Consider the following 13,820-nt stretch of genomic DNA (forward strand, 5'->3'; position numbering starts at 1 on the left):
AGTATATGTTTTAGTAGTTTAATAACTGCTCCCTCGAAAGAGAGGCATTTAACCAGCCTGCCTCAATATTCGCGCCGTACTTGTTGTAAAAGTTAATTGCGGGTTCGTTCCAGTCGAGCACCTGCCAAACCATACCACTGAAACCTTTCTCTTTAGCTTCCTGGATCAAGCGGTCGAACAGTAGTTTGCCGATCTTTTTGCCGCGCATATCTTCGGTCACTATCAGGTCTTCCAAATACATGCGGCTGCCTTTCCAGGTTGAATAGCGGACATAGTATACTGCAAAACCGACAATCAGGCCCTCAACTTCGGCAACAAAAGCCTTCCAAACAGGATTGGGGCCAAAACCGGCTTCTTCAAAATGCTGTAGCGTAACGGTAACCTCTTCGGGTGCTTTTTCATATAGTGCAAGCTCATGTACCAATTCCATCAAACGCGGGCAATCGGTCTGAATCGCTTCTCTTATAATTAGCCCCCCGGCCCCCTGAAGGGGGTGCTGACTTTCTATTTTATTTTCTGTATTACTCATTTTCCCTTTTTCTCTGAACCTGAATCTTCGCCGTTGTTGGTGTTGTCACCAACAACCTCCTATCTATTTAACAGGTGTTCAACTTTTTAAAGTGTGAACACTTGCAGTTTTTTCCATAACAAACCTAATTGATAATCAGCAAGTTAACTTTGCAGATTATTACCCATTCAAACAAAATGAACACATATGCACTGACAATCAACAACTTAACTTTTTGAAATTTTAAAAGCTGAACACCCGTTTTTTAAAAATTGAACACTTAAATTTCTATTAAAAAACGTGTTGTTGGTAACAACACCAACAACGGGCGGAAGATGTCTGTCTGAACCGGAATTTATCGAATTAACCGAATTATTTGAATTGTATTTCCATTCTGTCAATTCTTTAATTCCATAAATTCCGGTTAGTTATTTTTCCAATGCTTGATCACCCTGCCGCCAAATATTGTGCTGCCTAATCTCACCATATTACTGCCCTGTTCAATAGCCAGCTTATAGTCTGATGACATGCCCATCGACAGGATATCAAAACTTTCCTCTTTCCGGAAATAACTCACTTTTATGCCTTCAAAAAAAGTATTCAGCTCGTAATACTCTTCCTTAATCTGTTTTTCATTATCGGTATTGGTTGCAATGCCCATTAACCCGCGGATGCGGATATTTTTCATTGCGGCAAACTCCTCCGAGCGAAGCAGTTCTATCGCTTCATCAAAACCAAGTCCGTATTTGGTTTCTTCGTCGGCAATATAGATCTGCAGCAGGCAGTCTATTACCCTTCCGGCTTTTTCAGCATGCTTGTTGATCTCGTGCAAAAGCTTCAGGCTGTCAACAGATTGGATCATACTGACAAAAGGGGCAATATACTTTACCTTATTGGTTTGCAGGTGACCGATCAAATGCCATTCAATATCCTTGGGCAGCTGCTCATATTTTTCAACCATCTCCTGCACAATATTTTCACCAAAAAGGCGCTGTCCCGCGTCATAAGCTTCCTGCACATCGCTGGCAGGTTTTGTTTTTGATACCGCCAATAATATTACCTTATCTGCTTCCGTTTCCTTTTTTAAGCTTTTGATGTTATCTGCAATGCTCATTTATCCGTAAATTTGCTTAATTAATCAGCCGCTAAATTACTGAATGCATAAATATATAACCTTGTTTTTTTCTGCAGCACTTTTTTTATGTGCCTGCAATGGCAAAAGTGTTCCCGGAGACGTGCTTAAGCCGGAGGCTATGGCCGAGGTTTTAACCGAGATACACATCATCGATGGAAGCCTGTATAACACCATGCAGGCTCCGGATAGTTTGTACAAGTATGGTGCAGGCAAGTACATAGCTATGTTTCAACGCCTGCATACTGATACAGGCCACTTTAACAAAAGCATGCGGTATTATGCCACACAACCTGATAAATTACTGGCCATTTATGACCAGGTAGATATTAAAATTAAAAATAAAACAGATTCGCTTGCTAAAGTACAAACCGAACAAAGTAAGGTTGCCCATAAAACCGACTCCCTGAAAAACTTAAATATTAAAACTAAAACAGATTCGGCAAAAAAACTGATCCCCCATGAAAACCCGGCAGCCCGCAGAGCGGATTCATTGGAAAATTTAAAAACTAAACTTAAAACCGATTCGGCAAGGAGATTTCATCCCCGCAAAAGCAAAGCACAGCGAAAAGCCGATTCGATAAGAAACCTAAAGACATAACCTGATGCTTTACCCCCAAAACAGTGTAGATAAGCTGGGTTTTACCGAGATAAAAGAACTGATAAAAGCACATTGCCTGAGTGAAATGGGTCAACAAATGGTTGACAAGATCCAGGTAATGAGCAATTACGACCAGATACATAAATTCCTGAACCAGGCAAACGAGTTTAAGAATATCCTGGTTAACGATGAGGCCTTGCCCATCCAGCATTTTTTCGACATAAAGACCCTTGCCAATAAAGCCCGGATTGAGGGCGTTTTTTTAACAGAAGAAGAATTTTACCAGGTACAGGCTTCGCTGAATACTGTATTTGCCGTTATAGCTTACTTTAACGAACGTGAAGGTTTATACCCCAACCTCGAAGCGCTTTTTGAACACCTGCCAATTGAAAAGGCTATCCTTAAAAAGATAGATGCTATAATTGATCAAAAAGGGAAGATCAGGCCCAACGCCTCGCGCGAGCTCATGGAAATTACCACAGGCATTGCCAAAGCCGAGCAGGAAGCCCGCAAAAAGATTGATATGGTATTTAAAAACGCCACATCAAACGGCTGGGCTGCCGATGGTTCACTAACCGTACGCGATGGCAGGCTGGTGATCCCCCTGCTGGCCGAAAACAAACGCAAGCTGAAAGGCTTTGTGCATGACGAATCGGCATCAGGCCAAACAGTTTACATTGAGCCCGAAGAGGTGTTCGTACTCAACAACCGCATCCGCGACCTGGAGTTTGAACGCCGCCGCGAGATCGTAAAGATCCTGACTGCCTTAACTACCGAATTAAGGCCTTATGTGCCTTTACTGCTCTCCTATCATGGATTGTTAACCAAGCTGGATTTTGTGCGCGCCAAAGCCTTATTTGCCATTGATATTGAGGCCGAAATGCCGCAGGTAGTAAACGAAGCAAGGGTTAAGCTATATAATGCACGTCACCCGTTGCTGTTCCTGAATTTTAAGGCCGAGAAAAAAACGGTTGTTCCGCTAAATATGCAGATAGATGAAGGTACCCGCATCATCGTGGTATCGGGCCCTAACGCGGGCGGTAAATCAGTTTGTATGAAAACCGTTGGTTTATTACAAATGATGGTGCAGGCAGGCTTGCTGATCCCTGCTGATGAGGCCAGCGTCGTAGGTGTATTCAAGCAGCTTTTTGTTGACATTGGTGATGACCAGTCGATTGAAAGTGATTTGAGTACATATAGCGCCCACCTATCCAAAATGAAGAATTTTGTGGAACAGGCCAATGGCAAAACCCTGATCCTGATAGATGAGTTTGGTACCGGTACCGATCCGCAGTTTGGCGGGCCGATTGCCGAGGCTGTGTTAGAATCTTTGAATCAAAAAAAGGTTAAAGGCATGGTAACCACCCACTACTCTAACCTTAAAATCTTCGCCAGCAATACCGAAGGCATTGAAAATGCATCGATGCTGTTCAATAACATTGAGATGCGGCCGCTTTACCAGTTGGAAATTGGCAAGCCCGGCAGCTCATACGCGTTTGAAATAGCCCAGAAAATCGGTCTACCCGCCAACGTGCTTAACCTCGCCAAAAATAAAATAAGCGAAGGGCAAAAAAAGGTTGATACGCTGTTAGTTGATTTGGAGCGTGAAAAGCGCGCTATTTTTGAAACCAAACAAAAGCTGGATAAGCAACAACGAAAAGTAAATGAGCTACTGGCCGAAAACGAGAAACTGAAAAGCTATCTTGAAGAAAATCAACGCTCCCTCATCAGGGAAGCTAAAGACCAGGCCAAGAACATTATCCTGAACGCCAATAAGCTGGTTGAAAACACCATCTCAGAAATTAAGAGCAGTAATGCCGATAAAGAAAAAACCAAACAGCTTCGCGAAAACCTGAACGTTGAGCTTAAAAAGAACACGGTTAAAGTTGAAGCCCCAAAACCTACAGCCCCTGCTGATGAGGAATTAAAACCGGGCGACTGGGTAAAACTTACCGATTCGGAAACTACAGGTCAGGTGATTGAGATTATTAAGGAGAACGTAGTGATTGCCATTGGCGATCTGCGCACCGTTGCTAAAAAGAAACGGGTGATCAAAGTATCCAAATCGTCGGTTCCCAAAGAGATCAGGCGTAATTTCAGCTCACAAACCAATGACCTGGCCAGTTTTAGTCCGGAGATTGATGTGCGCGGCCAGCGCACTGAAGATGCGCTTCACGCGATTGAAAAACTATTTGACCGCGCGCTGATGATGGGCTTTAATAACCTGAAGATCATTCACGGTAAAGGCGACGGCATCCTGCGCAAAATGATCAGGCAATACCTCAAAAAATATGAACAGGTTGACCGTATGGAAGATGAACATGCTGATCGTGGCGGAGATGGAATAACTTATGTATATTTGAAGTAAACGGAAGGTTAAAATAAACAACTAACAACCAACCAAACGTCATTGCGAGGTACGATGCAATCCCCGATGTGCAGGGCTGCTCTGTATAGTTTGAGATTGCTTCGTACCTCGCAATGACGCATTTTGTTTTACACCAGTGCAACCTAACTTATTTCAAAATAATATGTCTTTAAAATCTATTGCTCCTATGTTATACACCCGGCAGGTACGGGAAAGTGTTGATTTTTATATAAATAACCTCGGATTTACCTGTATAGGCTATGATGAAGACTGGGGATGGGCTACGGTAAGTCGTGATGATATTGAAATCATGCTGGCACTCCCTGTTGATAATGCTTCATTCACTATACCTAAGTTTACAGGCTCATTTTATATACGGACAGATAAAGTTGACCTTTTATGGAGCGAATTGAAAGACAGGGCAGTAATTTGCTATCCTATTGAAGATTTTAATTATGGAATGCGCGAGTTCGGTGTTTTTGATTATAATGGTTACCTGCTACAATTCGGGATGCCGATTGAGTAATAAAACCAGATAAAAAAGCCGGGCACGAGCTATTCCTCTCTTGAGAGGGACGGAGGGGTGTGTTCCTCCCCGCCGTTGTTGGTGTTGTCACCAACAACATTTGTTCGCCAGTTTTATTAATGGTAACGTAATTAAAAAACATGATTTATTAAAAAAGACAGAAGTTGTTGGTGACAACACCAACAACGGCACAAAAGACAGAGAGGGTTGTCCAGCGTAGCGTAGACCGGGTGAGTCAACTATGCGCCATACCAATTTGCTTTAACTGTCAATGCATGGGGATTACTCTCAAGACGGGATTTTTACTGCGTTAATTTTAGCATAAGTTTCCTATTTTAGGGCCACCAAACCCTGATTAAAAATGCGCAAACTTTATTTCTTTGTACTTTTTATAGCATTTACCACTTCGATAACAAGCTGCATCGCTCAAAGCGTTATTTTAAAGAGCAAAGATCAGCGCATCCGTTACACCGGGCGGATCAACCAAACCGACGAAGCTGCCGAACTGTACTGGACTGGCTCATCATTAAAGATTAACTTCGACGGAACAGGCGCATCGGCTGTGATGCAGGATGAACGGGGCGAAAACTATTATACCATTATAGTTGATGGCAAGGTGATCAATACCATTCACCTCGATAATACCAAACAGGCCTATACCCTTGCCGAAAACCTGCCTGCAGGCAAGCATACACTTGAATTATTTAAACGCACCGAATGGGACAAAGGCAAAACCCTTTTTTACCAGTTTACTTTGGCCAAAGACGCCACCGCCCTTCCACCGCCTGACGCAAAAAAACGTAAAATCGAATTTTTCGGCAACTCCATTACCTGCGGCTATGCCGATGAAGATACGACAGGGCAGGATCGCGGCAGCGCCCCTTACGAAAACGGCTACCTGAGTTACGCAGCACTAACCGCCCGTCATTTTGATGCGCAATATGTTTGTACCTCAAAAAGCGGCATTGGCATCACCGTAAGCTGGTTTCCACTTATTATGCCGGAGATGTATAACCGCCTTGATCCGACAGATCCAACAAGCATCTGGAACTTTAAAAAATATACACCTGATGTGGTGGTGATTAACCTCTTCCAAAATGATTCATGGATCGTAAACCAACCCAATAACCCGCAGTTTAAAGAGCGTTTCGGTAGTAAAGCACCGGAACCTGAACAACTCATTAAAGCTTATAAAGAATTTATAAAAAACATCCGCAAGGTTTACCCGAAAGCTCAGATCGTTTGTGCATTAGGCAGTATGGATGCAACCAAAGCAGGTTCGCCATGGCCTGGTTATATTGAAAAAGCAGTTGCTGCTTTAAACGACAAACAGATTTATACCCATTTTATTCCATACAAAAATACGCCGGGGCACCCAAGTTTAAAAGAGCAACAAGCTATGGCCGATGATTTGATCGCTTTTTTGGATAAGACTGTTAAATGGTAGGTAAAATCATTTTATTATAAACTGCTATAACTTGCGCTCGTTTGCAACGAGTGCTTAACATGGGTTAGCGTTTATAACGCGACCGGCGATGCAATCGCCTAACCAGATTAAGCACTCGTTGCAAACGAGCGCAAGAAAAAGGGGACAAAAAAGTTTAATCTACTCCCCTACCTTTTGCTGGTCAGGTACTTCATTTGGGCCCGGAATGTTAGTTTGCTGTTTCGTTTCGCTATCCCCGTCATCATCCGCAGTTCCTTCCTGGTATTGCTGCTGGGGATTGGGTTTCTTATCATTGGTTTCTGTTTGCCCTTCGCCTTCATCCGAACGCCCGTTTTGTGACGCGTTGATCACATTACTGTAATTGGCGTTACCTGCCTGGTTAGGATCTTTAAAATTGCTGTTTTCGGGATGCTCTTCGGCAGGCTGGGTACGGTTAAAGTATTCATTGTTATTGCCTGCCATTTGCGAGGGGTTGTCTTTATCGTTTCCTGCCGGTGTAATGTTATTCTGACCAAAATTTTGACCGCCCATTCCTTTACCCTCCATGCCTTCATCGTCCGGGCTTTTCATTTCCGAACTGCCAAACAGGTAACTTCTTTTCAGGTCTTTTTCCTCCTCATTACTATCGTCGTCTACCCGGTAAGCGTTGGGTTTGTTTTCCTCCTGTTCAGGGCGCTTAAGCTCATCGCTCCTGAACTCGTTATCTCTTAATTCCATAGGTTTTAATATTTGATATATTAACTATTAATAGAATTAATTTCTATTTGTTTTATAAAACCTATAAATCATCTTTCATAAAAACACAGTCGCCCCATAGGAAGTTATCTACATAACAATAAGCGTTAAGCTTATTTTATTTAAATTTATAGCAACCAATTATAATATATGAATAAAGTAGTTAGTGGTGCCGACGAGGCCATCCGCGACATTACCGACGGCATGACCTTGATGCTGGGCGGTTTCGGTTTATGCGGATTGCCGGAAAATTGTATTGCTGCGCTGGTAAAAAGGGGGGTTAAACAACTCACCTGTATCTCCAACAACGCCGGGGTTGATGACTTTGGCATCGGCCTGATGCTGAAGCAGCGCCAGGTAAAAAAAATGATCTCATCGTACGTGGGTGAAAACGCCGAATTTGAACGCCAGCTATTAAGCGGCGAGCTTGAAGTTGAACTGATCCCCCAGGGTACTTTGGCCACCCGTTGCATGGCCGCCGGCTATGGTATGCCTGCCATATTTACTCCTGCAGGTATTGGTACCGAAGTAGCCGAAGGCAAAGAGGTACGTAATTTCAATGGCAAAGATTATTTAATGGAAATGGCTTTTGATGCCGACTTCGCCATTGTAAAAGCCTGGAAAGGTGATACTATGGGAAACCTGGTATATCGCTCAACTGCACGCAATTTTAACCCGGTTATGGCCATGGCGGGTAAAATAACCATTGCCGAAGTAGAGGAGCTGGTACAACCCGGCGAACTTGATCCTGATCATATCCATACCCCGGGTATTTATGTGCATAGGATTTTTAAGGGGGATCATTATGAGAAACGGATTGAGCACAAAACAGTAAGATAATTTGAAAATGTGTCGATTTGACAATTTGAAAATGAATTAAAATAATGAGAAACGACAAAGAAAATCTGATAGTAAAACTAACTCTTGAATTCGCGCTTGATATAATTGAGTTTTCTGAAGAATTAGAAGAAAAAAGAAAATTTGTGATCGCACGACAAATCCTTAAATCGGGAACCTCGATAGGCGCAAATGTTCGGGAAGCTCAAAACGCAGAAAGCAAAAATGATTTTATTCACAAACTTAAAATCGCCGCCAAAGAGGCTGATGAAACCGAATACTTTTTACTGCTTTGTAAGTTTTCAAAGACTTATCCATTTAACGAAGTACTTCTTGAAAAATTAAGTGTAATTATCAAAATCCTTTCGAAAATTATCGCAAGTTCAAAATCTTAAAGCTCTCGCAATAAGCACATTTTCAAATTTTCAAATCAACACATTTTCAAATTGATTTATGTTAGACAAACAAGGTATCGCAAAGCGAATTGCAAAAGAAATAAAAGACGGTTATTATGTTAACCTCGGCATTGGCATTCCTACGTTGGTAGCCAATTACATCCCGGATACCATGGATGTGGTGTTACAATCCGAAAATGGTTTGTTAGGCATGGGCCCTTTCCCTTTTGAGGGTGAGGAAGATCCGGATACCATTAACGCGGGGAAGCAAACCATCACCATGCTGCCCGGCTCGGCCATATTTGATTCGGCTATGAGCTTTGGGATGATCAGGGCAAAGAAGGTGAACCTAACTATTTTAGGCGCTATGGAAGTATCCGAAAACGGCGACATTGCCAACTGGAAGATCCCGGGTAAAATGGTTAAAGGCATGGGTGGCGCTATGGACCTGGTAGCATCAGCAGAAAATATTATAGTAGCTATGCAGCACGTAAATAAAGCCGGCGAATCAAAACTGTTGCCTCAATGTAGCCTACCCTTGACCGGCGTAAATTGTGTTAAGAAAATAGTTACCGAACTTGGCGTATTTGACGTTTTACCCGAAGGCGGATTCAGGCTCATAGAACGTGCGCCGGGCGTAAGTGTTGAGGAGATAAAGCAGGCTACCGCTGGTAAGCTTATTGTTGACGGGGATGTACCAGAAATTTCTTTGATTTGAAGATGAGCTGATTTGAAAATGTGAGAATTTGAAGATTTGAAAATGAGGAAATTCCATCATTCAAAAAACATTTTCAAATCTTCAAATCAACTAATTTTCAAATTACAAAGACATTATCAAATTAAAAGAGCTTCTTCCTCAAATCGGCCGAGATCTCTTCGGTTATCACCATGATATCTTCCGCAACATGGGTGTTGTTGGTGATCACGCGGTCGCATTCATCTTTGTAGGGCAGCAGGTATTCTTTATAGGCCGGCACCACGTGATTGATCCATTTGTACATCACATCGTCGTGTGAGTAGCCGCGCTCTATCAGGTCGCGTTTAAGACGGCGCTGCAGGGCTACATCTTCATCGGCATCAATAAAAACTTTCAGGTCGAGCAGTTCGGAAATATCTTTAAAATGCAGAATGAACAGGCCCTCCACTATTAAAATAGGCGCGGGCCTGATCTCTATCATTTTGGGGACAGCATCGGGATTATTAAAAGTATACTCCTGTTTCAGGATAGCTTCCTTATTTAAAAGTTTGCTGATATCCTGCTGAAAATGTTCGTGATCAATAGTTGAAGGGAGATCAAAGTTATATTCCTTGTTCTCCTCCTTGGTCATGTTGTGCGCTACCGGGATATAATAATCGTCCTGCGATACGAGGCTCACCTCGTCGGCAGTAAAATGTTCTAAAAAGCACTTCAAAAAAAAGGTTTTGCCTGAGCCGCTTCCGCCGGCAATTCCAATAATATAAGGTTTATTCATTCGGGCTGCCGTAGCTGATATTTACCTGGAAACGTTTATCTAAAGCACCTAAAGCATCGGCTGTATTTTTGGTCATGATGATCAAAACATTTTTGTTTGTTTCGTTATCGGTAAAACGGCCAACAACCTTTGCAAAGGTGGTATGATTGTTCATAGGGTTTGTAATTTTGATGATAGTACCGATTGGCGCTGTACGGTGCAGTACCAATTCCTTTTTAGGGTCTAAGCTGGCGTCATCCATCCAGGTAGCAACACCTTTCTCAATTTTTTCGTACAGGCCAAAACGGTTGGCTTTGCCGTGGTCGCCGCCTGTTGTATCCTGTTGTGCTGCAACAGAAGTTGAATCGCGCTGCATTACAGGCTGCTTAGCTTCTTCGGGAGGTAAACCGGTGCGCACATTAATAACCTGGTTAGGAGTTACAGAATCGGAGCTTAGCTTGTTAAGCGCTTTGATATCCTCAACCGAAGTATTGAAACGTTTGGCGATGGAGAACAAGGTTTCCCCTGCCGATACTTTGTACTGTTGTACGTTAAGCATACTCACTTTTTTCACGGTATCAGCTGACGCTTGCTGTGGCTTGGCTGCTGCAGCTTGAGCTACCGGTGCCGGCGAGCTAACCGGAGGCTGAACCTGTGGTTTGTTTTGCTGAACGGGAGCTTGGGTAACCGGCTTCTGTTGTGCAGGAGATGGAGTTGTTACTACTTGTTTTGTGGGTGCAGTTACAGTAGGTTGTGCAGCAGCTTCGCCAGAGAATGGTAATTCGGTAGGCACTTTTACGATACCACCGATTTTAAGGGGGGCGTTATTATTAAACTGTATGATGGCTTTAGGGCTAACATTGTAACGGCGGCCTATGGAGTAGTAATTATCTTTTGGATCGAGTTTGTGAACGATCACTTTTTTACCGTTCAGATTTTCAACACCTATCGAATCGACAAGCGGATTTGCAAAAAGCGATATAGAGAATGTGAGTAAAGGAGTGACTAATAATAAAATCTTAAATTTCATAATAAATTATAATACAGTAATTTACAAGTTCAACACTATTAAGCCCGATCTGTTTTTTAAATAGATGAGCTGATTATTATGTAGTACAAACGCCTCGGGTTGCATTTTTTGTATAGCATTGTTTAACAAATCGTGATACAAAAGGGTACCCTCCTCGTTAAATACAAACAAGTGCTGTTCAAGATGCTCCTGCAAAAGCGTGTGCAAAGATACAATTCTGAAACTATTGTAACTGATATAATGAACCGCATTTGCATGTACACTGAAGGGTAAATATAATTTATTTATCTCCGTTGCGGGTATTAGTTCCGGGATGATGATCTGATTATTCAAGGGCTGATCAATTACCGTTTCGTAGGCCCTGATTGTGCCGCCTGTTTTAACATCAATTAAAAATAATTTCTTAGGCTGCAACTGGGCATTATATACTATTGGCCCGTTTACCGAAAGATGATCAAACGCCAAAGTAAAATTGCTCCACAACTCTTTGCCCGATACAGCTTCAATAGCGGTGATGCCTTTATGTACAGGCCCTGTGGCCGACTGATAATTGTGCAGCAGCAACACCCCATTATACGCAGCTTCAATACCGGTGAGCCAGCGCTCGGGGGTGGTTAAACCTTCAAAATAAATATCACCGCTTTGCAGGTTCAGGGCCGAAAAACTCACCTGTTTATTGGCATGGTCCCTGATCTCGAGGAACAGCGTTTGGCTGCTCTTGTCAATTTCCATACGCCAAACCGGGGCCTGGTAAGTTTTGCTGATGAAGGGTAAAAGCGAAGTCATAAAGTTGCAAATATGCTCATTAAAATCAAAACTGTTTACCTTTGCCAAACATTGCCCGCAAAGGCATGTTACACTTAAAAACATCACATTTATTTATGAACGCTAAAGAAATAAGCCTCGAAGAAGTTAAAGTAAAACCGGTAGTTGACCATCTGAACGACCTGCTGGCCAATTACCATATCCACTACCAAAAACTGCGCGGCTGCCATTGGAACGTTAAAGGCACAAGCTTTTTTACCCTGCACCTCAAATTTGAAGAATTATATACCGCAGCGCTTGTTACCATTGATGAGCTTGCCGAAAGGATCCTGAGCCTTGGCAAACCTCCTATCAGCACGTTTAAAGATTATATCGAAACATCAAGCATCAAAGAGATCCAAACCATTGGCTTAAAAGATACCCTGATGGTGAAAGCCGTTATTGAAGATTTGGCTGCATTGATAAAAATGGAACGCGAAATATTGAATATCACTGCTGATGCCGGCGACGACGGCACCAATGATATGATCAACCGTTTCATGCAATTCAACGAAAAAAATACCTGGATGCTCCGCTCCTTCGTAAACGAGGACTAATCCGCAGATAATCCTACTGTAAAAAAGCCGTAATCAGTTAACCTGGTTACGGCTTTTTTCAAAAACGGACTTTACATCGATTTGCACATTTAGTATATTTGCAGTGGACAAAACGCATCATTTTTGCGATGCAGATGTTCTGTTATTTTCCTATGGTGTAATGGTATCACGTCAGATTCTGGCTCTGAAGATTGAGGTTCGAGCCCTTGTAGGAAAACATATTTTGGAAAGCCTTCCGTTATCGGGAGGCTTTTTTATTTAGCTATACCAGTTCCCCACTACGCCGACCTACTGTGTGTACACATCTTATAAAAAAATGTCATTTCGATTGAGCAGGGGCGGGCTGAGAGGTGGAGCGAAAGAGAAATCTTCTACATCAGGCTGTACACTTATAGCTGTAAAAGCAGAGCGTAGAAGATTTCTCCTCACCTCCGATGCGCAACGCCACCCTTGGTTCGTCGAAATGACATTTTTTTATTAATTGATAAAATTAAAAAGATGTGCACACACCGTACCTACGCCGACCGCGTAGCTTTCTCAATACTATCCCACATTTCATCCGGTATCATTTCAAGCCCGCTGAACTGACCGGCACCCTGCAGCCACTCTCCACCATCTATCGTAATTACTTCGCCATTGATATATCCTGAATAATCAGATACTAAAAAGGCGGCCAGGTTTGCCAGTTCCTGGTGTTCTCCTACCCGCTTGAGCGGCACCCTGTTTTTAAAATCGAATTTCTGGGCCATATCACCCGGCAACAACCTTTCCCAGGCACCCTTTGTAGGAAACGGGCCCGGCGCAATGGCATTGGCACGGATACCATGCCTGCCCCACTCAACCGCTAAAGACCTGGTCATGGCCAGCACGCCACCCTTCGCACAGGCCGAGGGCACAACGTAAGCCGAACCTGTAAAGGCATAAGTAGTGATAATATTCAGTATGTTACCGGGCATTTTCTCTTTGATCCAATATTTGCCTAAAGCCAGTGAACAATTAGCTGAACCTTTTAAAACGATATCAATGATAGCCGAGAACGCATTTGCCGATAAACGCTCGGTAGGCGAAATAAAATTACCTGCCGCGTTATTCAACAGTACATCAACCTGCCCAAACGCTTCAATGGCTTGTTGCAACATCTTTTCAACTTCATCATATTTCCGCACATCGCAGGCAATCGGCAATACCTTGCTGCCTGTTTCTACTTTCATTTCAGAAGCTGTTTGCTGTAGCACTTCCAGCTTACGGCTGGTGATTACCACGTTAGCACCCAAATGCAAAAAGTAAGTCCCCATTGCTTTGCCCAAACCTGTTCCGCCACCGGTTACAATGATGGTTTTCCCTTTCAAGGCATCATCTCTCAACATTCCACCGTTTTTTGCGGGATTGTAGTTTGCAGCATCATTTGGAGTTGTCGGATCAGTCATCG

15 protein-coding genes are annotated in these 13,820 nt (G+C 42.9%); 8 read left to right on the forward strand and 7 right to left on the reverse strand.

From position 1 onward, the window contains the following. Nucleotides 1–10: 10 nt before the first annotated feature. Nucleotides 11–529 carry a GNAT family N-acetyltransferase gene (locus AC59JO_RS23420; RefSeq protein WP_497308377.1) on the reverse strand — a complete coding sequence of 173 codons (519 nt, stop codon included), beginning with the start codon at nt 527–529 and terminating at the stop codon, nt 11–13. A gap of 403 nt (nt 530–932) precedes the next feature. Next, nucleotides 933–1,622, reverse strand: a complete 690-nt coding sequence (locus tag AC59JO_RS23425; protein ID WP_413667021.1) for a YggS family pyridoxal phosphate-dependent enzyme — start codon at nt 1,620–1,622, stop codon at nt 933–935. A gap of 43 nt (nt 1,623–1,665) precedes the next feature. Here AC59JO_RS23425 and AC59JO_RS23430 point away from each other — a divergent pair, with 43 nt between their 5' ends. The 4 genes from AC59JO_RS23430 (at nt 1,666) to AC59JO_RS23445 (ending at nt 6,582) form a co-directional block, all read left to right on the forward strand. After that, the gene (locus tag AC59JO_RS23430; RefSeq protein WP_497308379.1) at nt 1,666–2,241 is read left to right on the forward strand and encodes a DUF4296 domain-containing protein; all 576 of its coding nucleotides are present in this window, start codon (nt 1,666–1,668) and stop codon (nt 2,239–2,241) included. Nucleotides 2,242–2,245: 4 nt separating this feature from the next. Beyond that, entirely contained in the window at nt 2,246–4,609 is a 2,364-nt protein-coding gene (locus tag AC59JO_RS23435; protein WP_413667019.1) for an endonuclease MutS2, read from the forward strand. Between the two features lie 163 nt (nt 4,610–4,772). Then, a complete protein-coding gene (locus AC59JO_RS23440) occupies nt 4,773–5,135 on the forward strand; it encodes a VOC family protein (RefSeq protein ID WP_413667018.1) in 363 nt (120 codons plus the stop codon). A gap of 361 nt (nt 5,136–5,496) precedes the next feature. After that, the gene (locus tag AC59JO_RS23445) at nt 5,497–6,582 is read left to right on the forward strand and encodes an SGNH/GDSL hydrolase family protein (RefSeq protein ID WP_497308382.1); all 1,086 of its coding nucleotides are present in this window, start codon (nt 5,497–5,499) and stop codon (nt 6,580–6,582) included. A gap of 159 nt (nt 6,583–6,741) precedes the next feature. On the opposite strand, the gene AC59JO_RS23450 is transcribed toward AC59JO_RS23445, so the two are convergent. Beyond that, complete coding sequence (locus AC59JO_RS23450) at nt 6,742–7,299, reverse strand: hypothetical protein (RefSeq protein ID WP_413667016.1); 558 nt, start codon at nt 7,297–7,299, stop codon at nt 6,742–6,744. A gap of 168 nt (nt 7,300–7,467) precedes the next feature. Here AC59JO_RS23450 and AC59JO_RS23455 point away from each other — a divergent pair, with 168 nt between their 5' ends. The 3 genes from AC59JO_RS23455 to AC59JO_RS23465 are packed head-to-tail and all read left to right on the forward strand — an operon-like array spanning nt 7,468 to nt 9,267. Continuing rightward, nucleotides 7,468–8,157 carry a CoA transferase subunit A gene (locus AC59JO_RS23455; protein ID WP_497308384.1) on the forward strand — a complete coding sequence of 230 codons (690 nt, stop codon included), beginning with the start codon at nt 7,468–7,470 and terminating at the stop codon, nt 8,155–8,157. Between the two features lie 44 nt (nt 8,158–8,201). Then, nucleotides 8,202–8,549, forward strand: a complete 348-nt coding sequence (locus tag AC59JO_RS23460) for a four helix bundle protein (protein WP_413667014.1) — start codon at nt 8,202–8,204, stop codon at nt 8,547–8,549. A 58-nt stretch (nt 8,550–8,607) separates the two neighbouring features. After that, the gene (locus AC59JO_RS23465; protein ID WP_413667013.1) at nt 8,608–9,267 is read left to right on the forward strand and encodes a 3-oxoacid CoA-transferase subunit B; all 660 of its coding nucleotides are present in this window, start codon (nt 8,608–8,610) and stop codon (nt 9,265–9,267) included. 121 nt (nt 9,268–9,388) lie between these two features. Here AC59JO_RS23465 and AC59JO_RS23470 read toward each other — a convergent pair whose 3' ends face one another. From AC59JO_RS23470 to AC59JO_RS23480, 3 genes are read right to left on the reverse strand one after another with little or no spacing between them, the layout of a single operon-like run. Next, nucleotides 9,389–10,021, reverse strand: a complete 633-nt coding sequence (locus tag AC59JO_RS23470) for a uridine kinase family protein (protein ID WP_497308387.1) — start codon at nt 10,019–10,021, stop codon at nt 9,389–9,391. After that, nucleotides 10,014–11,030, reverse strand: coding sequence for a DPBB and LysM peptidoglycan-binding domain-containing protein (locus tag AC59JO_RS23475; protein ID WP_497308389.1), 1,017 nt, complete (start codon nt 11,028–11,030; stop codon nt 10,014–10,016). The genes AC59JO_RS23470 and AC59JO_RS23475 overlap by 8 nt, the downstream gene beginning before the upstream one ends. Before the next feature lie 21 nt (nt 11,031–11,051). Continuing rightward, a complete protein-coding gene (locus AC59JO_RS23480; protein WP_497308391.1) occupies nt 11,052–11,816 on the reverse strand; it encodes a DUF4905 domain-containing protein in 765 nt (254 codons plus the stop codon). Between the two features lie 95 nt (nt 11,817–11,911). Here AC59JO_RS23480 and AC59JO_RS23485 point away from each other — a divergent pair, with 95 nt between their 5' ends. Continuing rightward, nucleotides 11,912–12,391: a Dps family protein gene (locus tag AC59JO_RS23485; protein WP_243481165.1), complete on the forward strand. Its 480-nt coding sequence runs from the start codon at nt 11,912–11,914 to the stop codon at nt 12,389–12,391. 515 nt (nt 12,392–12,906) lie between these two features. On the opposite strand, the gene AC59JO_RS23490 is transcribed toward AC59JO_RS23485, so the two are convergent. Beyond that, nucleotides 12,907–13,818, reverse strand: a complete 912-nt coding sequence (locus tag AC59JO_RS23490; RefSeq protein WP_497308393.1) for an SDR family oxidoreductase — start codon at nt 13,816–13,818, stop codon at nt 12,907–12,909. Between the last annotated feature and the right edge of the window lie 2 nt (nt 13,819–13,820).

The sequence above is a fragment of the Mucilaginibacter sp. A5337 genome (genome assembly GCF_059690695.1).

Bases quoted from the DNA above. Each gene is read 5' to 3' on its own strand.
- AC59JO_RS23420 (WP_497308377.1), bottom strand. From the start codon at position 529: ATGAGTAATACAGAAAATAAAATAGAAAGTCAGCACCCCCTTCAGGGG.
- AC59JO_RS23425 (WP_413667021.1), bottom strand. From the start codon at position 1,622: ATGAGCATTGCAGATAACATCAAAAGCTTAAAAAAGGAAACGGAAGCA.
- AC59JO_RS23430 (WP_497308379.1), top strand. From the start codon at position 1,666: ATGCATAAATATATAACCTTGTTTTTTTCTGCAGCACTTTTTTTATGT.
- AC59JO_RS23435 (WP_413667019.1), top strand. From the start codon at position 2,246: ATGCTTTACCCCCAAAACAGTGTAGATAAGCTGGGTTTTACCGAGATA.
- AC59JO_RS23440 (WP_413667018.1), top strand. From the start codon at position 4,773: ATGTCTTTAAAATCTATTGCTCCTATGTTATACACCCGGCAGGTACGG.
- AC59JO_RS23445 (WP_497308382.1), top strand. From the start codon at position 5,497: ATGCGCAAACTTTATTTCTTTGTACTTTTTATAGCATTTACCACTTCG.
- AC59JO_RS23450 (WP_413667016.1), bottom strand. From the start codon at position 7,299: ATGGAATTAAGAGATAACGAGTTCAGGAGCGATGAGCTTAAGCGCCCT.
- AC59JO_RS23455 (WP_497308384.1), top strand. From the start codon at position 7,468: ATGAATAAAGTAGTTAGTGGTGCCGACGAGGCCATCCGCGACATTACC.
- AC59JO_RS23460 (WP_413667014.1), top strand. From the start codon at position 8,202: ATGAGAAACGACAAAGAAAATCTGATAGTAAAACTAACTCTTGAATTC.
- AC59JO_RS23465 (WP_413667013.1), top strand. From the start codon at position 8,608: ATGTTAGACAAACAAGGTATCGCAAAGCGAATTGCAAAAGAAATAAAA.
- AC59JO_RS23470 (WP_497308387.1), bottom strand. From the start codon at position 10,021: ATGAATAAACCTTATATTATTGGAATTGCCGGCGGAAGCGGCTCAGGC.
- AC59JO_RS23475 (WP_497308389.1), bottom strand. From the start codon at position 11,030: ATGAAATTTAAGATTTTATTATTAGTCACTCCTTTACTCACATTCTCT.
- AC59JO_RS23480 (WP_497308391.1), bottom strand. From the start codon at position 11,816: ATGACTTCGCTTTTACCCTTCATCAGCAAAACTTACCAGGCCCCGGTT.
- AC59JO_RS23485 (WP_243481165.1), top strand. From the start codon at position 11,912: ATGAACGCTAAAGAAATAAGCCTCGAAGAAGTTAAAGTAAAACCGGTA.
- AC59JO_RS23490 (WP_497308393.1), bottom strand. From the start codon at position 13,818: ATGACTGATCCGACAACTCCAAATGATGCTGCAAACTACAATCCCGCA.